The 23,174-nt window shown below is 70.9% G+C and carries 22 protein-coding genes; 11 read left to right on the top strand and 11 right to left on the bottom strand.

Annotation, left to right across the window (positions count from 1 at the left end; all coding sequences use genetic code 11):
* Positions 1–13: 13 nt before the first annotated feature.
* Both ACZ5VC_RS27280 and ACZ5VC_RS27285 read right to left on the bottom strand, forming a co-directional pair.
* Positions 14–1,129 (bottom strand): AI-2E family transporter, encoded by a 1,116-nt coding sequence (locus ACZ5VC_RS27280; RefSeq protein WP_469122642.1) that lies wholly within the window; start codon positions 1,127–1,129, stop codon positions 14–16.
* A 94-nt stretch (positions 1,130–1,223) separates the two neighbouring features.
* Complete coding sequence (locus ACZ5VC_RS27285) at positions 1,224–1,565, bottom strand: nuclear transport factor 2 family protein (protein WP_469122726.1); 342 nt, start codon at positions 1,563–1,565, stop codon at positions 1,224–1,226.
* A 329-nt stretch (positions 1,566–1,894) separates the two neighbouring features.
* Here ACZ5VC_RS27285 and ACZ5VC_RS27290 point away from each other — a divergent pair, with 329 nt between their 5' ends.
* Positions 1,895–2,524 carry a VC0807 family protein gene (locus tag ACZ5VC_RS27290; RefSeq protein ID WP_469122643.1) on the top strand — a complete coding sequence of 210 codons (630 nt, stop codon included), beginning with the start codon at positions 1,895–1,897 and terminating at the stop codon, positions 2,522–2,524.
* Positions 2,525–2,607: 83 nt separating this feature from the next.
* On the opposite strand, the gene ACZ5VC_RS27295 is transcribed toward ACZ5VC_RS27290, so the two are convergent.
* Positions 2,608–3,039, bottom strand: coding sequence for a hypothetical protein (locus ACZ5VC_RS27295; protein WP_469122644.1), 432 nt, complete (start codon positions 3,037–3,039; stop codon positions 2,608–2,610).
* Between the two features lie 558 nt (positions 3,040–3,597).
* Here ACZ5VC_RS27295 and ACZ5VC_RS27300 point away from each other — a divergent pair.
* Positions 3,598–4,365 (top strand): class E sortase, encoded by a 768-nt coding sequence (locus ACZ5VC_RS27300; RefSeq protein ID WP_469122645.1) that lies wholly within the window; start codon positions 3,598–3,600, stop codon positions 4,363–4,365.
* A gap of 28 nt (positions 4,366–4,393) precedes the next feature.
* Here ACZ5VC_RS27300 and ACZ5VC_RS27305 read toward each other — a convergent pair whose 3' ends face one another.
* The 4 genes from ACZ5VC_RS27305 to ACZ5VC_RS27320 all read right to left on the bottom strand — a co-directional run bounded on the left by ACZ5VC_RS27305 (position 4,394) and on the right by ACZ5VC_RS27320 (position 8,097).
* Positions 4,394–5,038, bottom strand: coding sequence for a cysteine hydrolase family protein (locus ACZ5VC_RS27305; RefSeq protein ID WP_469122646.1), 645 nt, complete (start codon positions 5,036–5,038; stop codon positions 4,394–4,396).
* 91 nt (positions 5,039–5,129) lie between these two features.
* Positions 5,130–6,125, bottom strand: a complete 996-nt coding sequence (locus tag ACZ5VC_RS27310; protein WP_469122647.1) for a GlxA family transcriptional regulator — start codon at positions 6,123–6,125, stop codon at positions 5,130–5,132.
* Positions 6,126–6,224: 99 nt separating this feature from the next.
* Positions 6,225–7,433, bottom strand: a complete 1,209-nt coding sequence (locus tag ACZ5VC_RS27315; protein ID WP_469122648.1) for an MFS transporter — start codon at positions 7,431–7,433, stop codon at positions 6,225–6,227.
* 76 nt (positions 7,434–7,509) lie between these two features.
* Positions 7,510–8,097, bottom strand: a complete 588-nt coding sequence (locus ACZ5VC_RS27320) for a TetR/AcrR family transcriptional regulator (protein WP_469122649.1) — start codon at positions 8,095–8,097, stop codon at positions 7,510–7,512.
* Positions 8,098–8,208: 111 nt separating this feature from the next.
* Between ACZ5VC_RS27320 and ACZ5VC_RS27325 the strand changes: the two genes are divergently transcribed.
* From ACZ5VC_RS27325 to ACZ5VC_RS27345, 5 genes are all read left to right on the top strand, one after another.
* Positions 8,209–9,192, top strand: a complete 984-nt coding sequence (locus tag ACZ5VC_RS27325; protein WP_469122727.1) for an aldo/keto reductase — start codon at positions 8,209–8,211, stop codon at positions 9,190–9,192.
* Positions 9,193–10,338: 1,146 nt separating this feature from the next.
* Complete coding sequence (locus ACZ5VC_RS27330) at positions 10,339–12,294, top strand: RICIN domain-containing protein (protein WP_469122650.1); 1,956 nt, start codon at positions 10,339–10,341, stop codon at positions 12,292–12,294.
* Between the two features lie 89 nt (positions 12,295–12,383).
* Positions 12,384–12,953 carry a hypothetical protein gene (locus tag ACZ5VC_RS27335; protein WP_469122651.1) on the top strand — a complete coding sequence of 190 codons (570 nt, stop codon included), beginning with the start codon at positions 12,384–12,386 and terminating at the stop codon, positions 12,951–12,953.
* Positions 12,954–13,422: 469 nt separating this feature from the next.
* Complete coding sequence (locus tag ACZ5VC_RS27340; RefSeq protein ID WP_469122652.1) at positions 13,423–14,364, top strand: nitroreductase/quinone reductase family protein; 942 nt, start codon at positions 13,423–13,425, stop codon at positions 14,362–14,364.
* An 88-nt stretch (positions 14,365–14,452) separates the two neighbouring features.
* Positions 14,453–14,548, top strand: a complete 96-nt coding sequence (locus tag ACZ5VC_RS27345) for a pentapeptide repeat-containing protein (RefSeq protein ID WP_469122728.1) — start codon at positions 14,453–14,455, stop codon at positions 14,546–14,548.
* Here ACZ5VC_RS27345 and ACZ5VC_RS27350 read toward each other — a convergent pair.
* The 4 genes from ACZ5VC_RS27350 to ACZ5VC_RS27365 form a co-directional block, all read right to left on the bottom strand.
* A complete protein-coding gene (locus tag ACZ5VC_RS27350) occupies positions 14,532–15,311 on the bottom strand; it encodes a hypothetical protein (protein WP_469122653.1) in 780 nt (259 codons plus the stop codon). The two genes, ACZ5VC_RS27345 and ACZ5VC_RS27350, sit on opposite strands and share 17 nt — an antisense overlap.
* On the bottom strand, positions 15,311–15,715 hold the full coding sequence (locus tag ACZ5VC_RS27355) for a hypothetical protein (protein ID WP_469122654.1): 405 nt from the start codon (positions 15,713–15,715) through the stop codon (positions 15,311–15,313). The genes ACZ5VC_RS27350 and ACZ5VC_RS27355 overlap by 1 nt, the downstream gene beginning before the upstream one ends.
* A gap of 27 nt (positions 15,716–15,742) precedes the next feature.
* Positions 15,743–18,841, bottom strand: a complete 3,099-nt coding sequence (locus ACZ5VC_RS27360) for a CHAT domain-containing protein (protein ID WP_469122655.1) — start codon at positions 18,839–18,841, stop codon at positions 15,743–15,745.
* 194 nt (positions 18,842–19,035) lie between these two features.
* Positions 19,036–19,362: a hypothetical protein gene (locus ACZ5VC_RS27365; protein WP_469122656.1), complete on the bottom strand. Its 327-nt coding sequence runs from the start codon at positions 19,360–19,362 to the stop codon at positions 19,036–19,038.
* Positions 19,363–19,672: 310 nt separating this feature from the next.
* On the opposite strand from ACZ5VC_RS27365, the gene ACZ5VC_RS27370 reads away from it, so the two are divergent.
* The 4 genes from ACZ5VC_RS27370 to ACZ5VC_RS27385 are packed head-to-tail and all read left to right on the top strand — an operon-like array spanning position 19,673 to position 23,002.
* The gene (locus ACZ5VC_RS27370; RefSeq protein ID WP_469122657.1) at positions 19,673–19,825 is read left to right on the top strand and encodes a hypothetical protein; all 153 of its coding nucleotides are present in this window, start codon (positions 19,673–19,675) and stop codon (positions 19,823–19,825) included.
* Positions 19,826–19,839: 14 nt separating this feature from the next.
* Positions 19,840–20,373 (top strand): hypothetical protein, encoded by a 534-nt coding sequence (locus tag ACZ5VC_RS27375; protein ID WP_469122658.1) that lies wholly within the window; start codon positions 19,840–19,842, stop codon positions 20,371–20,373.
* A 4-nt stretch (positions 20,374–20,377) separates the two neighbouring features.
* Complete coding sequence (locus ACZ5VC_RS27380) at positions 20,378–21,565, top strand: MAB_1171c family putative transporter (RefSeq protein ID WP_469122659.1); 1,188 nt, start codon at positions 20,378–20,380, stop codon at positions 21,563–21,565.
* A 6-nt stretch (positions 21,566–21,571) separates the two neighbouring features.
* Positions 21,572–23,002, top strand: a complete 1,431-nt coding sequence (locus ACZ5VC_RS27385) for an NAD(P)/FAD-dependent oxidoreductase (protein WP_469122660.1) — start codon at positions 21,572–21,574, stop codon at positions 23,000–23,002.
* Positions 23,003–23,174 lie beyond the last annotated feature (172 nt).

Below are 23,174 nucleotides of genomic sequence, written 5' to 3' on the forward strand. Positions count from 1 at the left end.
GACAGCCATGCCCTCACGACGGGACGGAGACACCGGTGTGCGGTGCGTCGGCTTCCGGCTCGCTCGGCGGGTCGTTGAGCTGCTCGCGCACGTAGTTCCAGACCACGGCGATCAGCGCGGCGACCGGCACGGCGAGCAGACTGCCCACGATGCCCGCCAGGCTGCCGCCCAGCGTCACCGCCAGCAGGACCACCGCCGCGTGCAGACCGAGCCCGCGGCTCTGGATCATGGGCTGGAACACGTTTCCCTCGAGCTGCTGCACGACGACGATGATCGCCAGAACGATCAGCGCGTCCGTCAGGCCGTTCGACACCAACGCGATGAGTACCGCGACCAGACCGGCGAACAGCGCGCCCACGATCGGCACGAACGCGGAGACGAAGGTCAGCACCGCCAGCGGTAGCACCAGTGGTACGTCCAACACCCACAGGCCGAGGCCGATGAAGACCGCGTCGAGCAGGCCGACGAGCGCCTGGGATCGTACGAACGCGCTCAGGGTGTCCCAGCCGCGCTCGGCCACGACGGGAATGTCGACGGCGAGCCGACCGGGCAGCTGGCGAGTGAGCCACGGCAGGAACCGCGGGCCGTCCTTGAGGAAGAAGAACATCAGGAAGAGCGCCAGGACGGCCGTGACCACGCCGTTGACGACGGTGCTCACCCCGGTGACGAGAGCGGTGACCATGCTGCCGAGACTCTTCTGAATACGGGCGACCGCGGCGTCGAGTCCGTCTGTGATCTGGGCGTCGCCGATGTTGAGCGGCGGCCCGGCGGCCCACTCGCGCACTCTGTGGATGCCTTCGACCACGCCGTCGGTCAACTCGCCGGACTGGGACGCCACCGGGACCGCGATCAGCGCCACCACGCCGGTGGCGACCAGGAGGAAGAGCAGGGTCACCGCCGAAGCGGCCAGGGCCGGGCGCCATCCGTGCCGGCGCAAGAAGCGGGTCAGGGGCCAGGTGAGGGTGGTGAGGAGCAGGCCGACGATGAGCGGCCAGACGACGGGCCACATACGGCCCACTACCCAGAGGGCCACCGCGGTCATCACAAGGACCAGCAGCAACTCGGCGGATATACGCGCCGATACGCGGAGTGCGGCGCGGGCTCTCGTGGAACTCAACGTGGCAGACATGGGATCACCCTAGGGGGACTCCCCTTCCCCTTGGTGATCCGGCCGGTGGTCACGGAGCAGCGACGGCCGTGCGGGCGGAGCACAGTACGCTTCCTCAGCTCGCCGGCGTGCCCTGGTGGAAGTACATCCGCCAGCCCGTTTCCGTCAGGCGCCACAGAGAGCTCCGCCATGCACGGCGTCCTCGGTCGTCGGCGAGGTACGTCAGGTGGACGATGCCCGGGGCGAGTACGACGCCCGTCATCTCGCTGACCTCCACCGGGGACTCCGGGTCCACTGAACCGGCACTCGTCACCGTGAGGATCGACGTTGCGTCCCAGCGTCGTCCCGACGCTCCGATCTCGGTGAACTCCGGGTCCAGAAGCTTCGAGACCAGGGCCGGCGAAGCACGCACGCCGGGGTCCAGGAGCCGCATCTCCGCCGCGATGGCCGCCTGCACTGCCCGCTCGTTCTCGTCTGCCACGAACGAACCCTAGTCCGCGCCGGAACGAGCATTCGCCCTGAGACGTGGTCTCCTTCGCTCCGCCAAATTTGGTGATCATTTGAGATCCAGCCTCTGGTTCCTGGCCGCCGGTCTGCATAACGTTCGCGATACCGCATTCACCAGGCACTTCAGGGGGAACCATGTCCACTCAGGACACCGTGAACACTCCAGGCGCTCCAAGCGCTCCCCACCCTCCGGGGGCAGAGGACGCGCCGGCAACGCAGCACCATGAGCGCCCGGCGCCGCCGGCGCGGTCCCGTGGCGCCGCGGCTCTCGGCTGGGCGATGACGATATCGCTCAACGTCGTCGCTCCGATCGTCACGTACAACGCGCTCCACGACCACGGCTGGAGCGAGTTCTCCGCGCTCCTGGTGAGCGGTGCCTGGCCGGTGCTCGACTGCGCCGTCCACTTCGCCTGGCGGCGCCGCCTCGACGAATTCGGCATCGTCACCCTGGTGTTGCTCGCCGTCACCGCCGTGGTGTCCGTCGTCGGCGAGCAGTCGGCCCGTTCGTTGCTGGTCAAGGACTCCGCCATCACCGGTCTGTTCGGACTGCTGTGTCTGGCGACGCTCTTGGCACGGCGCCCGCTGATGTTCTACTTCGGCCGCAAGTTCGCGACCGACGGCACCGCCGAGAGCACCGCATGGTGGAACGGTCTCTGGCAGTTCGAGGGCTTCCGCACGACCATGGTCACGATGACGACGGTCTGGGGTGTGGCCTACTGCGTGGAGGCCGTGGTCCGCATCGCGTTGGCGTACACGCTGAGCACGGACACGATGGTGGTTCTGAGCCCCGTCCTGATCTACGGGGTTCTCGGCGCGCTCGCCGTGTGGACGACCCTGTACGCCAAGCGGGCACAGCGCAAGGGCGAGGAGCGTGCCGCGCAGGCGGCCGCTGCCGCCGCTCAGGCCTGACCGCGGCCGAATCTTTGACGACGGCCCGACGGCCCGACGGAACCTTCGGGGGCCCGGCGGGCCGTCGGCGTCTCAATGACGGATCACTTCCCGCAGTACGCGTCGTGGATGGTCACGGTCGACACATTTCCGTCCTTGTCCGTGACCTCGGAGCGGAACGAGAGTGCCTTCCCCTTGGCCGGGTTGCGAACGGTGACCTTGCCGTTGATCACCGGGACCTTCTTCCATGAGCGGGCCCCGTCCCAGGAGACGTACATCTGGAGGGACTTGAGGTTGTCGCCCGCGGCCGCGCCCTGCACGGTGACGGGTACGGACTGGACCCTGCCCGCCGGGGCGGTGATGAGGGTGATGCGCTGTGGAGCCTGCGTGCGCTGGGCGCTCTTGCCCGGAGCGGACGCGCGTTCCGTCACGGCGGTGGCCTGTGCGGGAGCGGCCGGCCCCACGGCGAGGACCACGGCCGCGCACGCGGCGGCCGCGGCTGGGCGCAGATGGCGAATGTGCTCGTTTCTATGCAACTGTCCCCCTGCTCAAGGAAGTTCACTTCCCAAACGGTGAATGCTGCCTGTGGTCAGATGCGTGAAGAGGGGCGGAAGTTGCCAGCAGGTCGAATACCTTGGCCGAAAAGTCCGGGCCTGAAATCGTTCGGCCGGCGCCGCGGCAGCCGAGGCACGGCGTCCGCTCCCCTACGCCGACTGTCGAGGAGCCGCACGGCCCGGCGGGGGATCGCGAAGCCGCGCACGGCGTCGCCCGACACGGACCTCAGGCGCCGAAACGCGACCGCAAAGTTCCGGCCACGCATGGACGAGCAGATGAGCCGGACGAACTCCGGACACGGGCGGACGGCGGTCCGTATGCGGTTTCGGCCTCCACCTACACGTTGATCACCGCCGCCCGACAGAACGGCCGCGCGCCGCCGCTCGGCGAGCGGTTTACCACGCCCGCCGGGTTCGCGCCAGGGGGAAAGGTCACAGCCCTGACCCCTTATGGCCTTCTTGCTCCGTATGTCACTCTGGCGGGGTGGACCGGGTCCTCCACCTGCCGCACGACCCGGCCGATCGACACGGATCACGCCCATGCATCTGCTCTCACCGCACCGCGCCGCATCCGCCGTACTGGCCGGAGCCATGACCGTCCTGCTGGCGGCGTGCGCGTCGCCCGAGGCCATCGCAGGCACGCCGGCTTCTTCGCCGCCGGCGACGGCGGCGGCGGTACCCGCCACGGCTCCCGCCGCCCCGCCCGTGACCACCGCGGCCGTCACACCCGGCCACGAACCGTCCGCCGCAGCCGACGCCTCACCCTCCCCGCGCCCCTCGCCGCGGACTCAGGTGTCCATGCTCTCCATACCCTCGGCGGGTATCGCCGCACTACGCGTCGTCCCGTACGAGGGCACCACCGACGACGCGCCGGGCACCCGCATCCAGGACCGCGGCGTCGCGGCCAGCCCGTACGGGAAGCGGGGCGGAGTCGGCCCCGGCCAGGTGGGCAATTTCCTGGTCACCGCGCATCGCCTGTCGGCAGGCGGCCCACTGCGCGACCTGCCGTCCGTGGACAAGGGCGACACCGTCCTCGTGACGGTCGGGAAGGTCGTGTACACGTACGAGATCGTCGCGACCCGCAAGACGTCCTTCCGGTCGGAGCGCTCGCTCGAGGAGCAGCGCGCCGCCGTGCCGGGACACCCGGGGGTGGCACCGACCCGGGCCATGATCACGATCTCGACCTGCGCCACACCTGAGGACCACGCGGCGGGCAACTTCTGGAGCGACGCCCAGGGCAACCCCGAACACCGCATCGACAAGATCGGCGTTCTGCAGAAGACGTCCGGAGCCCCGGCCGCCGACTAGCGCCGACTAGCGCACAGGTACGCGCCGGTCACAGCGCGTCGGCGTTCGCCTCCTGCTCGGTGTCGTCGATCCCGTCGATGAGGTCGTGCACGCGGGGGACCACGGGGCCGAACAGATCGCCGATGGTGGTCAGGGCGGCGCTCTGGAGGACCTCGGCGGGCAGGGCCGTGCCATCGGGGGCGGCGAGGGTGCGGGTGGCGGTCGCTTCGGCGACGACGGCGGGCCGGTAGCCGAGATTGAAGGCTCCTTGTGCGGTGAACAGGACGCACATGTGCGTCATGAAGCCGGCGAGCACCAGATCCGGACCCGCGCCCAGATCGCGCAGTGTCTTCTGCAGGTCCGTCTCGTGGAAGGCGTCGGGGAACCGCTTGACCACCACCCGCTCCCCCTCGACCGGGGCGACCTCGGGGCTGATGGCGCCGATCTCGGCGCGGATGTCGTACGGGCTGCCCTCACCGCCGTCGTTGATGACGTGCACCACGTGCGCGCCCCGGGCACGGGCGGCGGACAGCAGACGTGCGCCGGCGGCCAGCGCCTCCTCGACCCCCTCCAGGGCCATGACACCGGTGCGGTAGGTGTTCTGGAAGTCGATCATCAGAAGGGTGGCGTCGGCGAGCTTCGGGGGCTGGTTGTCCAGACCGATCACGTCGCGAAGTGTCCTGGAAACGGGCATGGTTGTCTCTTCCTCCGGAAATGGGATGGAACCGGCACGGCCGGGCGCGCGGACGTGCGCGACGGTGATCCGCGCCGGGGCTGTTGACTGGTCAGGCCGTAGTGGTGCGGAAGCGGCGCCGATAGGTGGCGGGGCTCGTGGCGATCTGCCGCCGGAAGGCGCGGTGCAGGGTTTCCACCGAGCGGAGCCCCGTGGCCCGCGCGACGAGCTCCAGGGGCTGGTCGGTGGTCTCCAGCAGGCGGCGGGCGGCCTCGACGCGCAGGGCCTCGACGTACGCGGCGGGTGTGGCCCCGGTCTCCTGGGTGAAGACGCGGGCGAAGTGCCGTTCGCTCAGGCACATGCGCTCCGCCAGCGCGCCCGCGGACAGGTCCGCGTCGAGGTGGTCGGCGATGTACAGGCGCAGCTCGTCGATGTCCCGTCGGGTCGTCGGCGGGCGGCTGATCGGAACGCTGAACTGACTCTGGCCGCCCTGCCGTTTGAGGTAGACGACCAGGTGCCGGGCGACCGTGAGCGCGAGGTCCTCGCCGTGGTCCTCGGCGACCAGGGCGAGGGCCAGGTCCAGGCAGGCGCTGATGCCCGCTCCGGTCCACACCCGGCCCGAGCGGATGAAGATCGGGTCGGCATCGACGGTGACCTCGGGGTGGTCGGCGGCGAGCCGGTCGGCTGTGGACCAGTGCGTGGTCGCGGCCCTGCCGTCCAGCAGACCGGCCGCCGCCAGCAGGTGCGCACCCACGCACACGGAGGCGATCCGCCGCGCGTGCGGCGCGGTGTTCTTGATCCAGTCCACGACGTCCTGGTCGATCCGGGGACGGGGCCCGTCGGCGTACGTGTCCACCGCGCCGGGCACGAGGAGGGTGTCCACCGCGGCGCCGACGTCGGCGAAGCCGAGATCGGTGACCAGCCGCACCCCCGCGGAGGTGGCCACCGCCTCCCCCGCCGTCCCGGGGCCGGCCAGGCGGACCTGGTAGCGGGCACGGCCGCCGGACTCTCGGTTGGCCAGCGCGAAGACCTCGGCCGGCCCCGTCACGTCCAGCAGATCGACGTCGGGGAAGACCGCGATCACGACGCGGTGCTTGATCTCGGGCATGGCCCCATCGTTCGCCCCGGGCCCGTGCGACCGCAATGACGGGCTTGTGTCACATCCGGACATCGCCACCCCAGGTCGGGGCGCTGCCGGACCGCCCGTTCAGGAGGCGGGGAGCCGGTGGCGCAACAGGTACAGGCCCGTGGCGGCGGTCACGAGAATCGCGCACGCACTGAACGTCAGCCCGGCGCCCACCAGCCCCAGCCACAGGGTCAGGGCGCCGACGCCCACGACGGGCAGCGAGATGCCGGTGTAGGCGACGACGAAGAACGAGGAGACCGTGGCGCCCCGGTGTGCGGCCGGTGCCGCGTCGCTCACGGCGCTGAGCGCTGCCCGGAACGCCACCCCCTGCCCCAGGCCCCCACCCACCGCACCGGCCAGGAGCAGTACCAGCAGCTCGGTCCACAGCGACGCGGCGACCAACAGCAGGCCGACCACCAGGATGAGACAGCCGAGCGGGAGCGCCCTCGACACCGGCACGCGGCCGGCCAGCCACTGGCCCACGGTCGATGCGAAGAACACCGAGAAGACCACGAGCCCCACCACCGCGTGGTTGTCGACGCCCAGGGTCTCGCCCAGAAAGCTGGGCGCGAGCGAGGTGAACAGGCCGAGCAGGGCGAACCCGGCGAAGGCGGCCAGCGCGCACGGCACGAAGACCCCCCGGACGGACGCCGGGACGGACAGGCCCCGTGGCCGCAGCGGGGCCAGGCGCCGGGGGTCTTCGACGGTCTCGGGCAGCAGCAGGACGACAGCACACGCCACCGCCAGCAGGGCCAGATGGGTGAGGAAGGGCAGGGTGAGCGGCTCGGGGGCGTACTCGGCCAGCAGACCGGCGAGCAACGGGCCGCAGCCGAGCCCGCCCATGTTGGCGGCGGTCGCGACAAGAGCGGCGCGCGCCTTGCGTTCCGGCGGGGCGAGCTCCAGAACGGTGACCGTCCCCGCCCCGCTGAGCAGTCCCGCCGAGAACCCCGACAGCACCCGGCCCCCGAACAGCAGCGGCAGCCCGCCCTCCAGAAGGAAGCAGAGCGCGCTGAGGGCGCCGAGCCCCAGCGCGTAGAACAGGACCGGGCGGCGCCCCACGTCGTCGGAGTAACCCCCTGCCAGCAGGAGGGTGAGGATCACGCCGACCGCGTAGGCGGCGAAGACCAGCGTCACCACCAGCTCCGAGAATCCCAGCTCCTGCCGGTAGAGCCCGTACAACGGGGTGGGCAGCGTCGTACCGGCCATGCCGATGGCGAACACCGCCCCGGCGCTCACGTATCCGAGCCGGCGCGGGCTGCGGGTACGGGACCGTCCGGCGATCTGTGTCATGGATCACACAGTAGGGCCACCGCGCGAGCCAAAAAATTCCGGACGCGATGTCGAGAACCGGTGACTGGCTCTGTCCTCAAGCCCCATCCCCGGGCGGCGTGACGGCTCGGCGCACGGACTCCACCACCGCGGCCCGGTGCCGGGCCAGACGCGCCGGCGCCCAGCCGGCGCCCGTCTCGCCCGCCGCCGGACCGCCCACCGCGCCGAACCAGGCCTGCGACAGGCCCATCACCAGCGTCAGCACATCGGCCGCGTCCAGCCCGGCGTCGATCCGGCCCGCTTCCTGCGCCTGCCGCACAGCCGCGAGCTTGCCCTGGTAGGACGCCGCCTCCACGTCCGTGGACCCCGGACGCTCCAGCTGCTTCCACAGCACCAGACGCATCAGCGAGGGCCGCTCGACGAGGTGGTCGAAGACGGCGCCCGCGTAGCCGGGCAGGTCGTCGGCGTCGAACGGTACGGACTCCGAGCCCGTCTCCAGGGCCCGCTGGAGCACGGCGTCGAAGAGCTGCTCCTTGTTGCCGTAATAGACGTAGATGAGCCGCTTGTTCGCCTGCGCGGCCTCGGCGATGCGGTCGACTCGCGCACCGGCGATGCCGTACGTCGCGAACTCGGAGAAGGCCGCGTCGAGCAGCCGGGCCTTGGTCGCGCTGGAATCCCGTGCCATGTTCGAAGCGTAGCAAGTAACTATCTGGTTATTGACATCTGCCGCGACCTTGGCGCACTCTCTATATATCCAGTTAGTTACCTAACGAAGGGCACCACCATGGATACGACGATGGAGATCCGCACGCTCGGCGGCCAGGGGTTGAAGGTCGGCGCCGAAGGGCTCGGCCTCATGGGCATGAGCGCCCACTACGGAGCCACCGACGAGACCGAGTCCCTCGCCACCATCGACCGCGCCCTGGAGCTGGGCGTCACGCTTCTCGACACGGCCGAGGGCTACGGCCCCTTCCGCAACGAACAGCTTCTCGGCAAGGCGCTGGCCGGCCGCCGCGAAGCCGCAGTGATCGCCACGAAGACCGGAATCGAGTTCACCGACGACGGTGCCTTTCTCGGCCACAACGCGACACCCGAGTACATCCGCCGCTCGGTCGACCGTTCCCTGCGCCACCTGGGCACCGACCACATCGACCTCTACTACCTGCACCGCATCGATCCGAACGTGCCTGTCGAGGAGAGCGTGGGCGCCATGGCCGAGCTCATCGCCGCGGGCAAGGTCCGCCACATCGGCCTGTGCGAGGTCGCGCCCTCGACCATCGCCCGCGCACACGCCGTCCACCCGCTGGCCGCCGTACAGACCGAATACAGCCTCTTCGAGCGCGGCATCGAGCAGGACGGCGTCCTCGACACCCTGCGCGAGCTCGGCATCGGGCTCGTCGCCTACTCCCCGCTCGGGCGGGGATTCCTCTCCGGTGCCATCACCAGCCCGGACGACTTCGCCGCCGACGACTTCCGCCGCACCGACCCCCGTTTCCAGGGTGAGAACTTCCACCGCAACCTGGCCGTCGTCGACCAGGTGCGCCGTCTCGCCGCCGAGAAGGGTGTCACGCCCTCACAGCTCGCCCTGGCCTGGACCCTCCACCAGGGCGCGGTGCCCATCCCGGGCACCAAGCGCCGCCGCTACCTGGAGGAGAACATCGCCGCCACCGCGGTGACGATCAACGACGCGGACCTCGCCGCCATCGACGCGGTGGCCCCGCACGGCGTGGCCTCGGGCGACCGGTACGCCCCCGAGCTGATGAGCTCACTGAACGGCTGACCGGCGGACCGGCTGTCGCCCCGGTTCCGCGCGGGCCGCCGGACGACTTCGGGCGGTGGAAGCCGGTCAAGGTGGTCTCCAGGGTGGCAGGTGACCTCAACCGCCTCGTCTGCGCTCGTACTTCACGGACGCTTCGGGCAGCGCTCCCGCTGCGCTCGGGTGAGTTGCTGCTGGAGTCGAGGAGGGAGCTCCGGCGCATACGCGTGGCGGCGATCGAGCGGGTGGAGGTGCGCGGCCGCAACGGACGCAGGCTCGCCGCCGTCCCGACCGGCCCGGAAAGCGACGCGGCCGAGACGAGTGGTTGCTTCCCGCAGCCCGGCCGCCGTGGAACGCTTCGTCGCCGTGCTGCGCGAGGCGCTGCCGGAGCGGGAGGGATTCGAGTTCCCGGCCCCGGGGGATCACGGTGGAGGGGCACCGGAAGAACTCCGGCTCCTTCGACCGGGGGACGCCGACACGCCGTACGTCTACCTGTTCACCGACGCCGACGGCGTACCGCGCGCCTACCGGGGTGTGAACGGGGGCCGCGACGAGGAGGGGATCACTTACGATCCGCGCGACCCGGGCGCCTGCCGGATGCGGAGCCATACCGTCGCAAGCTCGTCGCCGGACTGGCGTCCTCCTCATCCTGGCCCTTCCCCTGCTGGCCAGCGGAGTGGCCCTCGGTCTGCTGGCGCTCTGCGACCTGCTCGGTTTCCGGTCGTTCACCGGCCTCTAGTACCGCCCGGACGGCCGAGCCATAGGCCCACTTATGCGACCTCAAGGAAACCCTTTCAGTCGGCGCACCATGCGTAATCTCGCGAATTCCTTGGAGTGAGGGATTCCACTGACAGCGAGTCAAATAAGGAATTTATAGATCTCGATCAGATCACGGAAACCTTAAAAAGGGCTAGACCAATGCGACGACCAGAACGCAACTGGCTTGCGTCTAAAGCAAATTGATCTGTCGTCAGTTTGAACCGCAAGGTAACGGAACGTACTTATTCATTAGACCCTCTATGCCTGAATTTTCCCTCCATTCGTTCTGGCAGGCTTCCGCGCACCGTCCCTTGACCAAGGAAGAGGTGCCACTTGCCCGGACGTCGAAGACTCACGTCACAGCGCCGCACATCCCGCGGACTCATATTCGGCACGGCCGCGGTCGCGGCCATGGCCGTGCTGGGAGGCGTGGCCTACGAGGTCACCCGACCGGCAACCGACACGGACCGCCCGGTCTCCCTGGCCCAGCCGGCCGGAACGCCGGCCGTCGCTCCCGAACCGGCCGCCGAGCCCACCCGGGAGAAGGACCCCAAGCCGCTGAGCAAGACGCCCAAGAGCGAGCCCAACCGGGGAATTGTCTACAAGGGCCTGTCACCGGCGCCCGCGGGGGATCCGTGCGCCGGGGTGTACCGCACCACCGACGGCCACTGCACCCACGGCCCGGACGCGCCGCCCAAGGGCGTCGACATCAAGAAGGACACGCCGCCGGCCGTAAAATCGACCGCGCCGGCGGCCGACCCGACCAAGCCGGGCGCCACGAAGCCGTCCGACCGCGAACTGCCCCGCACCACGCCTCGGCTCGACGCCGCCGCCCCGAAGGCCGGCGGGCCGCCCGCCGCCGCGGGTTCCAGTGCCCCCAGGACGACGGGCGCCAACGGCCCGGCCGGACAGACCGTGCAGTGCGACGGGGACGGCAGCACCGGCAACCGCGTCCAGGTGGTCTACGTACACGCGCCCGGAAGGGACAGGTACGCCGAGTACCTGGCGTCCTTCCGCAAGTGGTCCTCCGACGCCGACCTCATCTTCTCGGAGAGCGCCAAGGACACCGGCGGCGTGCGGCACATCCGCTATGTGACCGGCTCCGACTGCCTGCCCACCGTGCTCAACATCGAGCTCCCGGCCTCGTCCCTGGGCGAGTTCAGTGCCACGAATCAAGCGCTCGCCACCAAGGGCCTGGACCGTCGCGACCGCAAGTACATGATCTTCGCGGACACGCAGGTCTACTGCGGCATCGGGACGTTCGCGGGCGACGAGCGGCCCGGCCAGAGCAACCTCAGCAACTTCGGTCCCTCCTACGGGCGTACCGACACCGGCTGCTGGGGTGGGCACACCGCCGCACATGAACTGGGCCACAACCTGGGCGCGGTCAACAACAGCGCGCCCAACACCAGCCTGGGGGCCCACTGCACCGACGAGTGGGACGTGATGTGCTACTCGGACACGCCGTACTACCCCAAGATGCGCTCGATCTGTCAGGACGGCGCGTACGAGAACCGGCTGGACTGCAACCACGACGACTACTTCCACACGAACCCGAAGCCCGGCAGCTACCTCGCCACCCACTGGAACATCGCCGACAACCAGTTCCTGATGGGTACGAAGGGCACCACGCAGCCCGACCCGAAGCCGACGCCGACTCCCACGGGCGGCTCCACGACGGCGCCCGACGTCACCGTCGGACAGGTCGCGTCCGACTCCGCCGTGGCCAGCTGGAAGGCCGTCGACACTGCCGTCTGGTACCAGCTCTTCCTGGACGGAAAGCCCCTGGGCTGGGTGCAGACGAACACCGCCCGCGTGTACAACCTCAAGCCGGGCACGAGCTACACGCTCGCCGTCTCCGTACGGGACAAGTCCGGCCGGGACAGTGGGCCGGGCAGGGCGACGGCCTTCCGTACCTCCGGCAGCGGCGGCGGTACCACCACGCCGAACACGCGCTACCTGCTCACCAACGGCCCGACCGGAACGGCGGCTGAGATCTGGGGCGGCAGGACCGCCGACGGCACCGTCCTCGTCGGCTCCCAGCGCAACGGGTACGCCCAGCAGCAGTGGTACTTCGACGACGCGGGCAACGGCTACAGCCGCGTCCGTTCGGTCGTGTCCGGGAAGTGCCTGCAGCTCGGCGGTACGGCCGGCGCCGGCACGTGGGTCTCCCAGCAGCCCTGCGGGAACACCGCCGCGCAGCAGTGGAGGATCGCCGCGAGCGGCAACGGCGTGACCGTCAGCGCCGGTTCGAGCGGCTATGTGCTCGCCGTCAGCAACCGCCCCTACTACGGGTCCTGGCTGATCGAGCTGCAGCACGCGGTGGGCGGCCCCGCGCAGGTCTGGACGCTTCAGAAGGCCTCCTGACCCGTCGGCTTCTGCCACCACCACGGCCGACGGGCGGTCCCAACCGCCCGTCGGCCCCACCGATTTCGCCCCACCGGAGGACGACGACCATGCGCACAGCGCTCCGACCCGCCCTGCTCACCGCCGTGGCGGCCTTCGCACTGACCGCCCTCGGCACGGGAGGAGCATGGGCACACGGCGGCACCCTGGCGGTCGACATCAAGGGCCAGCAGGCCGGCCATGTGACCGCGGTGGTCACGTGGGAGAACGACGAGGACCCCGTCACCGAGCGGGTCGCCGCCACCGTCAACGCCGTGAGCGCCGACGGCTCCCGTACCGCCGGGCCTTGGATGCTCGTCCGCGACCCCGCCCACCCGAACTCCTACACCACGGCCGAAGCGCTGCCACCCGGCACCTGGAAGGTCGCCGTGGAGGCGGGCCACCCGGCACTCGGACGGGACGAGGCGGACATCACCGTGGCGGCCGCCCCCGCACCGCCCGCCCCCGCCGTGCAACAGCGCCCCTCCTCGACGGCGCCCGCGCACACGGAGGATGCGCAGACCCGTACGGCCGCGGCCGGCACCGGTCCCGTGACGGTGACCCTCGTCGGAGTCGCCCTTGTGGCCGCGGCGGCGGCAGTCTTCGGGGCCGTTCGCCACCGGCGTGGCAGCAGCAAGTAGCGCCCGCCGGTAGCCGGTTGGCCGTTCAACGCGGCGGAGGAGCACCGATCGCCGAAGACGCGTGATCATCCGTGTTGACAGGTGCCTGTCGAATGCATGTAATGGAGCCGGTGTCGCGTGGCGCCGGCCAAAGAGCAGTGGGCCGGTCGGCGATCGGGCGAACACCCTTCATTTCAAGGGGTCCGTCATGAGTTCCTACTCCGCGCCCTGAAACTGACGTAGCGCAGCCGCACGTCGTCTTTCCGCCTTCGCGTATCCCGGCACCATCACGTGTGCCGTGTGTCATGCGCGGGCCGCGCCCGATGAATGGGGCGCCGACGGCATCATCCGACCGCTGTGTGCACCTGTCCGCAGCCCGTGTTCGGTGTGTCCGGTGAGAGACCGTGCGGCCGCTTTCGTTCTGCGCTCGTCCATCAGCCGCATCCGCACGCACCGCGGATCACCCGCAGCTTCCGGAGAACACACACGCATGCCCACGTCTTTCAACGAATCGGTCATCGAGGAATTCCGCGCCAACGAAGGAAAGGTCGGTGGCCCGTTCGAAGGCGAGAATCTTCTCCTCCTGACGACCACCGGCGCGAAGTCCGGGGCCGAGCGGACCACTCCGCTCGGATACGTCCGTCACAGCGATTCACTCCTGCTCATCGGGTCCAACCTCGGTGGCCCGAGGCATCCCGCCTGGTACCACAACGTCCTGGCCCACCCCGTCGTGCGGGTGGAGATCGGCACCGAGACCTTCGAGGCCCTCGCGGTCCCCGCTGAGGGAGCCCGGCGCGACGCACTGTTCGCGCATGTCGTGCGGGAGGTTCCCGGATACGGCGACTACCAGGCCCGAACGTCCCGCCCGCTGCCCGTCGTGGTGCTGGAGCGAGCCGACCCCGACGACTGGGAGGGTCCCCGGGAAGTCCGCACCCTCGCCGACAAGCTCATGGAGGTGCATACCTGGCTGCGCGGCCAGCTGCGCCAGGTCAGGGCGGAGGTCGACGCCCACTTCGCCGTACGCGCGGCCCACCAGGGTCCCGGTGGGCTTCCGGCCCCCAGTCTCGGGCTGCAGATCCGGCAGCGCTGCCTGGCGTTCTGTCAGGCGCTGGAGTTCCACCACACCAGCGAAGACGCGCACATGTTCCCCGGGATCGTCCGCCATCACCCCCACCTGAGCGCCACCTTCGACCGACTCAGCGACGAACACCGCACGGTCGCGCACATCCAGGGCCGGCTCGTGGCCCTGCTGGCCGGCATCAGCGTCGCCGAGCCGCAGCGCTTCCGCACCGAGCTCGAGGAGATGTCGTCGGAGCTGAACGCACACCTCGACTACGAGGAAGCGTCCATTCTCCCCCTCCTGGCCGAGGTCCCCTGGCCCCCTGTCCCTCCCGCGAACGCGCCTGAAGAAGGCGAGGACGGCGGAGCCTGACGGGGGCATACGGGGGCCGCGACGTCCGACAACCGGACGCCGCGGCCCCTGCCGCCCAGCGCCCGGTGCTCTGACCGGACAGGCGAATCTGCGCAAGGCGCGGTGTCGTGGCACCAAGTTCGCCGGCGCGGATCTGAGACTGGCCGACCTCCGAGGGACTAGTCACGTCAACGCCCCTTGTTGAGAAGTTCGTTGATCAACGCGCCGTCCGCCGGCAGCACCCGGCCGTGCCGCAGCGGCACCCCGAGCACCTCTGCCAGCCCCTTCAGGCCCGTGTCGACGGCCGCCTCGACGGCCACGGCGAAGCCCGTCACGGCCGCCCGCCCCTCGCGCACACCCGTCAGGGCGAGGCCGGCCCCGATCACGAGTGCCGGCCACCAGAGGGCGGCCGCCGCCAGCGCCCCGTACGGGACCGCCCAAGCCGTGCGGAGGGCCGCCGCCGCGTAGCGGTCCCACGCGGCGTTGACCTCCTGCCGGGTGCCATCGGGAGCCAGTTGCCACAGGCGCGGCCACACAAAGGACATGTGGACGCCGTGCTGGATCCGTATCCGCTCCTCGACCGCGCCGAGCCGGCCCCCGATCCACGTGGCCCGGTCCGGGACCTCTCCGCCGCTGCCCCGCAGCCGCCCCACCGTCCGCCGCAGCAGGCGCGACCGTCCGGCCCACAGCCGGCCAACACCCGACGCCAGCCAGTCCGCGCACAGCGCCGAAGCCGCGACCGCGAGGACCAGGATCACCAGCGCGGCCGCCTTCCCGGAAGGCGAGGCGTACCGGCCGGTGCGCAGCCGCTCCAGCCAGTCGATCGTCGCCGCCACGTCCACGGCTCCCGAGCGGCCGGGGGCCAGGGCCACGGCGCAGGCGACCACGAACAGCAGCCCGGGCAGCACGATCCGGGTCAACCAGCGTTCGGTGACCTTCTTGCCGACCTCCGAGAGAAATCCGTCCATCAGACCGGGCTCCCGTCCGCCGGCTGCGCCGCCGGCCTGAGGGGGACCCCGTCCGGGTCGTCCGGGTCCAGGTAGCACATCGGCCAGGCGCCGGACTCGTCCCGTGAACGGCGGGCCGTGCAGCGGCCGGTGGCGCGCGGGCACCGGAACACGCTGCTCACCGGGGTCTCCTCGCTCCACAGCCCGGCAGCGCCCACGCCGTCCTTGCGCCGTTCGCCGAGCACCAGGGACGGATCGTGGCCCAGCTGCCGCAGCGCCTCCAGCGCGCTGCCGCCCTCCCTCACCTCGTCGAGGACGTCCTCGAACTCGTCGAGGGCGCCGTCCTCCTCGAAGTCCGCGCGGACTTCGCTGTAGTGGTCGCACAGCCAAGTGCGGGCGCGTTTCTCCAGGGCGCGGTCGGTCATCTTCCCCTCTTCCTGAGACGAACGGGGTCAGGCCCCGACGTGGATGTACGGCATCCAGATCTTGGGCTGGTGCGGGTGGGCGGCACGCAGCTCGGCGAGGGCGTCATGCAGGGCCCGTGGCGCCCGGGCCGCGTCCAGGTCGCCGTCGCCCCTCGCGAGACGCCCGTACACCGCGTCGGTCACCGCCGGGGCGCTCGCGTCCTGTACGGGATACAGGCTGGCCAGTACGTGCCGGAAGCCGGCGAAGTGCAGCACCGCGGCCGGGTGGGTCGCCTCGTCCAGGACGTCCGGATCCGGTACGGCGGTGTCGCAGGCCGACAGGAACGCGAACTCCGCGTCCACGGCCGGGACACGGGACAGCTGGAGCGGGGTGAGGATCTCGCCGCCGCCGAGCCGCAGCCCCTCACGGGCTACGCCGTGGCAGACCGTGTGCAACCGCGTGTGCTCCGGCAGCAGCCGGGTGACGGCGTCCACGGTCGCGTGCTCGTCGTGCAGTCGTCGCAGCGCCGGTACATGCCGGGCGACGACCGCGGCCTCCGCTGCGACCTCCGGCAGATCCGGCTCGGGCACGGTCACCAGGAGCAGGCGTCCCGGGGCGTCCGTGCGGGTCACGGGCCTGCGGGCATGCAGCAGGGAGGTGAGTGTCGGCGCGTACGAGGGCACGACCCGCCCGGGAACCGACTCCCGCTCGCCACCGCGCTGGGCCCCGGCCGCGTGCAACGGCAGATAGGTCGCCAGGCCGGTGGGGCACCACCACAGCCGCGGCAACTCGCCGGTGGCACAGTCGAGTTCGGGGAGGGCGTCGAGCACCGGTCGGGCGAGGTGGCTCCACAGCCAGTCGAGCATCCGCGCGGAGGCCTGTGTTCGGCGCATCTCGGCCCGGATGACGAGCGCCTCGGCCGCCTCGACATCGGTACCGGCGGCCTGGACGGCGTCCGCGGCGGCGGTGTCCCCGGCCCCGGCGGCGTCCATGGCGGCGGGGCCGTCCGCCCGGGCCGTCCGCAGCGTCGCGTGGGCCTGGACGAGCCGCTCGTCGGCCTGGGCCGCGCGCTCCAGGGCCTCCCGGACGTCCGAGTGGGTCAGGCCCTCCAGTGGCACGACGACCGGGGGGCCCTCCGCGCGTACGACCAGGGCGTGGCAGCCCAGTACGCTGATGTTCACGATCACGACGGGACCGTCGGCGCCGGCCGCGCGCAGCGTGGCGTAGTCCGGGCTGCGCAGCAGTCCCGCCTGCCGGATCCGTGACTCCCACTCGCGGGCCAGGGCGGTCCGCCGCTCGGCCGCCGCCGGGCTCTCCTCCTCGCCCTCCGGGAGCGAGCCGTCCAGCTCCGCCCGGATCGTGTCGAGCCGGGCGAACGTCTCCGGGTCCTCGGCGCGCAGCCGGGACAGTTCGGTCGTGCGCAGGTCGAGCAGCTGCGACCACATCACCGTCCGGCCCCGCTCGAGGAGTTCGACCGCCCGCTCGGGCCGGCCCGCTCCGACGGCGGCGGCCGCGGCGTCGACGGCGAGCTCGTCCAGTTCGGTGAGGAAGGTGCGCTGGTCGTGGTGGGCAACGCCGCGCCAGGCCACCAGTGGCATGAGCTCCACCGCGAGCGCGAGCCCGTCCGCGCCGGACGCCCACAGCCGGTCCACGGTGTCGCCCGCCGCCTCCGGCGTCAGCCGGCCCATGGCGATCTCGACGGCGGTTGCCGCCGCCAACAGGCCCCAATGCCGTGCCGCGTGTACACGCATCTTGGCGGGCAGGGCCGCGTTCTCCGCCGCCGCGCGGCAGGCGCGGGCACACTCCTCCCACAGCGCGGGGACCGGATCGGGACCGTCGTTCACCTGTTCCAGCAGGACCAAGCCCAGGAGGTTGCGGTACTCGCCCTCGGCCCTGGTCCCGGGGGTCGCCTCGTCGGCCAGGCCCCGGGCCAGTTCCTCCGCTTCGGCCAGCGCCGCGGCCCGCTTGCCCTCCCGTGGCGCCTCGAGCAGGGCCGCGGCCAGCTGGTAGCGGCAGCTCCGCCCGCCGGCCTCCTCTTCGAGCGCGATGCCCTCGCGGAGAGCCGTGACGGCGGCCTCCCACGCGGCCGGGCCGTCGATCCCCTCGCGCACGCCGCGGATGTGCTGCACGCCCAGGATTTGCAGGGCCTCTGCGCTCGGGCCTCTTCCCAACGGCCTTGACCGCACGGCTCGTTCGGCCATGTCGACGGCCTCCCGCAGATCCCGTTCGTCACCACGCAGGTCGAACCGGGCGCCCAGCGCCTGGCTCAGCTGGAGCAGGTACGGGCGGTCGTCGATGCCCTTCGTCCAGCGCGGGGCGGCCACGACCTCGCGACGGACGAGGATCGCCTCGTCGAGCGCGGCCGAGCTGAGCGTGTCCAGGTACCGTTCCCAGAGGGCGTCGCCGAGGGTGTCCCGGAGCGTCCACAGGAACTTCCGGGAACTGCGCCCCGGGAGCGCCTGCATCCCGGCCAGCCCGCGGCGGACCGCCGCCAGGCAGGCGTCCAGGGACTCCGGTTCGTCGGTCTCGCCCAGGCGGTTCAGCAGGACGAGACTGTCGAGGGAGGCCACGACGGCCTCGTTGAACGCCGTCACGCTCGGCAGCCGCCGGGGCTTGCGCAGCGGCGCTGTGACGAGCCGGAGGGCCTCCGTGTCACCCGACTGGATCGCGTTGCGCGCCGCGAGGAACACCAGGGCACGCAGCACCAGCTGTGCGCCCTCGTAGTGGACCACCGGGGTCCAGATCAGTACGGGGGCGGCCAGGCAGATCATCAGTACCCACAGCTCGTGAACCGGGGCGGACGCCTCCGCCCACCACTGCCGCGGGCTGTCGACAAGATCGAACCCGGTGCCGAGAACGGCCACGCGCACTGCCAGCCCCACGAACGCAAAGAAGACCATCAGGGCGACATACGCGAGGGGAAGGAGCACGCGCAGCGCCGGGGGCATGTACCGCCAGCCCTCCCCGATCAGCGGATCGTACGCCGCACGGAGGAGGACGCCGGCCGTGAGCGGGCCGAAGAGGACCAACGAGGCGATCTGAATCAGCGTCAGGTCGGCGGGCGGCCCGTCCAGATACACAGACACGGCGGCCGCCCCCGGCAGCACGGCGTAGACCGCCCCCAAGATCCATAAACCGATGCGCATGGGGGCAGTGTTTCAGGGGCGGCCACCGCCTCAGTGCCGAGGGGTACGCAGCCGGGAAACGTCTACTCCCCCATGCCCGCCGCGCGTTCTACGGACGCGATCGCGTTCAAGTGCGGCGCCGGAAGATGGCGGCCGGCGCTGCCGGGATCCGGCTCCCGCCCCTGGCCATCGCCACTACCGCCGCAGCCGCACCCTCACAGAGCGCGGCTGATCCACCGCCGGAGCGCCAAGTGGGTGGCGTCGTCCAGAGCGCACAGGGCCTTGATGGCCTCGAGGTCGCCTGGCAAAGGTGCGATGCCGGCCGCGGTCAGGGCGGCGTGCAGGTCCAGTCGCCTGCGGTCCGCCGGCTCCAGTGGCAGCGACACGCGCTGTCCGGGGTCCGGGGCGGCCAGGAGGAAGTCGCCGGACTCAAACGCACAGGCGGGTTCGGTGAAATCGTCGATGACCGCGCCGGGGAACCGATAGGGGTCGACCGTGAATCCCGCCGTCGAGGCCATGGTGGAAAACTTCCCAACAGTCATGAGTGCCTCCTTGGTTGTCGTGCAACTGGTCACGACGACGGCATGGAGACCCGAGCCAGTTTCCATACGGGCAATTTCCCACCCGAATGTCCCCTATGCCATCTCTTCACACCAGTCGATCAACCGATGCGCTCACTGATGCGTCTCACCTGCGGCGCCGCGGCGCCGGTACGCGACCGTGCCGTGTCAACGATCGTTTTCCGGCCAGCGAGGATCGTGGAAACAGCCCTGGTCCAACTTAGGCCGGGCAAGTACCGTCAAGCCGTCACAGAAGCACCAGAGCCATGCCCCGACCTAGGGAGAACCATCGGTGAGCGAGACCGCGACTCCTCTCCGCGAGACGCTCTCGCGTCTCAACAAGCCGCTGCGAGAGAAGGGTCTGCAACCGACGCCCGTACAGGAGGCGATGTTCGCGCAGATGCTCGGGGCGATGCTCCGGTCGAACGGGCGGGGGGAGAAGTGAGCGTCACCAGGCCCATGAAGACACTCCTGGCCGAACTGGCCCATGAGGCAGGGCAGAAGCTGGAGCGCCCGTCCGAGCCTTCTGCCGTGATGCAGGCTCTCTGCGAGGTGATGAGCCGACGCCAAGACCGGCCTGTTCGCCTGCAGTTCAGGACGTTCCCGGCTGACACGGCGTCCGGGCTGCGGATCGATTTCGGCACCAACACGCTGATCGTGATCGAGGAGCGCGCCACGCCGGAGCACCAGCTCGTCATCCTGGGCCACGAACTGTGGCACGAGCACGCAGCTGACTGCTCCCACAGCGTCGGCGGAGCCGCCGTTGCCGCCCGCATGCTCTCCTTGGAGGAAGTCGACTGGGACGCCCTGCTCGCGGTGGCTGCTCGCAGCGATTTCGACGAAGAGCACGAGGCCGACGCCGAGACCTTCGGCCTCCTGGTCGGCAGACAGTTCCGCAGTTGGATCACCGGCCCCCATGCCCGCGGGCCGGTCACCAAGAACACCGTCGTCGGCCGCCTGCGGACGTCCCTGGACTACCACGGACTGAACTGAACCCATGGCTCTCGCCGACTACTACATCTCCTACGCCATCCCCGCCGCGGCCCTGACGGCCGCCCTCGTCATCAAGGCGCCCAGCATCGTCCGCGCCTGGCGACGGGAGCCCGACGTCCGTGCCGTCGCGGGCCTTCTGGTCCTTGCCACCTGTGTGTTCGTCTCCGCGGCGCCGAGCAACATCGCACGCATCAACGCCCTGATCGGCGAACCCAACGTGGCCGCGCCGATCGTCTACACCCTGCTGACCGCCTTCTGCGCCTCCTGCCTGGGCCTGATCATCACCTGGCGGGAGGACCCGTCCCCCGGCAGGACCCGCAAGGTACGGGCGGTACTGGTCGCGTACGGCGCGGTGATCGTCGGCCTGTGGGTGACGTTCTTCCCCGCCGACGCCGGCGTCGAACGCCTGCGTGATCTCGACACCTACTACGCCACGACGCCGTGGATGCGCGAGCACATCCTGCTGTACCTCCTCGCCCACACCACCTCCACCGTGGTGGCCGCCCTCCTGCTGTGGACATGGATCCCCCGCGTCAGGAAGTGGCCGTACCTCCGCGCCGGGCTGATCTCCATGCAGATCGGCTATGTGATCGGCATCGTGTACGAGGGCGCCAAGCTGTCCGCCTACTTCGCCCGATGGGCCGGCAATGACCTGGACTGGCTCAGCACCCATGTGGCACCGCCCATGGCAGCCCTCAACGGCGCTTTCGTGGCAGTCGGATTCATCATTCCGCAGGCCGGCCCGTTTGTGCAGGAACACATGCAGGAGCGCAGGAGCTACCGGAACCTGGGGCCGTTGTGGCGCCTGATGCGCGCCATCGATCCATCGGCGGCAGCCGTACGTCTGGGCCCCTGGGCACCGACGGGGGTGCGCCTGATGCGGCGGGAGTCCGACATCAACGACGGACTGCTGAAACTGGCCGGATTCCTCGACGCTGACCTGCGCGCCAGAGCTTACGACGAGGCCGTCAAGGCAGGCCACACCGAGGAACGAGCAGCCGTCGTCGCGTCCGCCGCGGCGGTGACCGGAGCGATCAGAGCCTTCTGTTCCGGGAGCGAACCCGAGGACCACGGCGCATCCGCCTCCCTCGGCGAGGACTACCGCGCCCTGGAACCCATCTCGCGAGCCCTGCGCAGGCCCGCCGCCGTGGAAACGATCCTGCAGCGCGCGGCCACAAGAGAGAGCGTGTGACAACCCATGAGTGAAAGACGGCCGGCCATTCGGCGGCCGGCGGTGGTCGTCCTCGGTGGAAGTACGACCGGCATGCTCGCCGCGGCCGCCGCGTCCGCCTTCGCCGACGTCACAGTCCTCGAACACGACGAGCTCCCCGAGGGCGCGGAGCCGCGCAAGGGCCTCCCCCAGGCCCGTCACGCGCACGTCATCTGGTCGGGCGGCGTCAAGGCCATGACCCGTATCCTGCCCGGCATATCCGACGACCTCGTCGGCGCGGGCGCCGGCCGGATCCCCGTCATGACGGACCTGGTGTCCCTCAGTCCCCCCGGCGCGTGGTTCGGCCGGCACGAGCGGCCCCGGCACTACATCCTCGCGTGCAGCCGCGACCTCCTGGACGCTCGGATCCGCGCTCATGTGCGGCGGCTGCCCTGCGTCACCATCCGCCAGCGGGCCACCGTCCTCGCGCTCGAAGGGACCGCGGGTCGGGTCGTCGGTGTCCGCGCCCGCGTCCGGCAGACCGAGGAGATCATCCCCGCAGATCTCGTCATTGACGCGACCGGCCGCGCGTCCCGTGCTCCGGCCTGGCTGGAGGCCCTCGGCCTGCCCGCCGTCGAGGAGCGCTCGGTGGATTCCGGCGTCGGCTACGCCACCCGGATCTACCGGGCTCCCGCCGCGGCCCGCGAGTTCCCTGTCGTCAACGTCCAGGCGGACCCCCGGTCCGGGCGACCCGGCCAGGGCGGCATTCTCGTCCCGATCGAAGGCGGCCGATGGCTGGTGACGCTGTCCGGGACCCGCGGCGGCCGGCCGACCGCGACCGCCGACGCGTTCATACCGTTCGCCCGTGGGCTGCGCCACCCCATCATCGGCGACCTCGTCGCGGAGGCCGAACCGCTGACCGACGTGGCCGTGAGCCACAGCACGGCCAACCGCCGGCGGTTCTTCGAGAAGGCGCAGCGCTGGCCCGAGGGCTTCGCGGTCCTCGGCGACGCCGTCGCCACGTACAACCCGGTCTACGGTCACGGCCTGCCCGTCGCGGCCAAGTCCGTCCTGGCCATGGGGGGCGTACTTCGCGACGTCGGAGTGCGGGGGGCCGGCACGGCCCGGCGCGTCCAGCGCGCGGTCGCCGGGCCCGTCGGTGACGCCTGGAACCTGGCGACGGGCCAGGACATCTTCTACCCGGGCGCGGCCGACGAGCCGCCTACTCTCATGGAGCGGGCCATGGCCCGCTATCTCGATCGCGTCGTCACCGTGGGCGCCGGCAACCGACGGGTCATGCTCTCGGTTCTGGACGTCATGACGATGGAGACGGCCCCCACTCGCCTGTTCCGTCCCGGGATCCTCCTCGCTGCGGCGGTGGGGGCCAAGGCCCCCGCCCTGCAAGGTCCCCCCTTGACGGAACGGGAGCTGGCCGCGGGAGGGCTGTCGGCGGGGCCCACGGAGAACATTCCCGCGTAGGGCATGACGGGCGTGACGGTCTTCGTCCGCGCATCCGCGCGACCCGTTCGTCCGCGCATCCGCGCCACCCGTCCCTTGGAACGCCTCCCGCCGCCACTCTCTCCCACCGGCCTGGGTGAGCCTGCGAAACGGGCAGGGCGCGGCCCTCGACGCCATCGGCGGGCCCGACGCC

Source organism: Streptomyces sp. NPDC033174, from assembly GCF_055577795.1.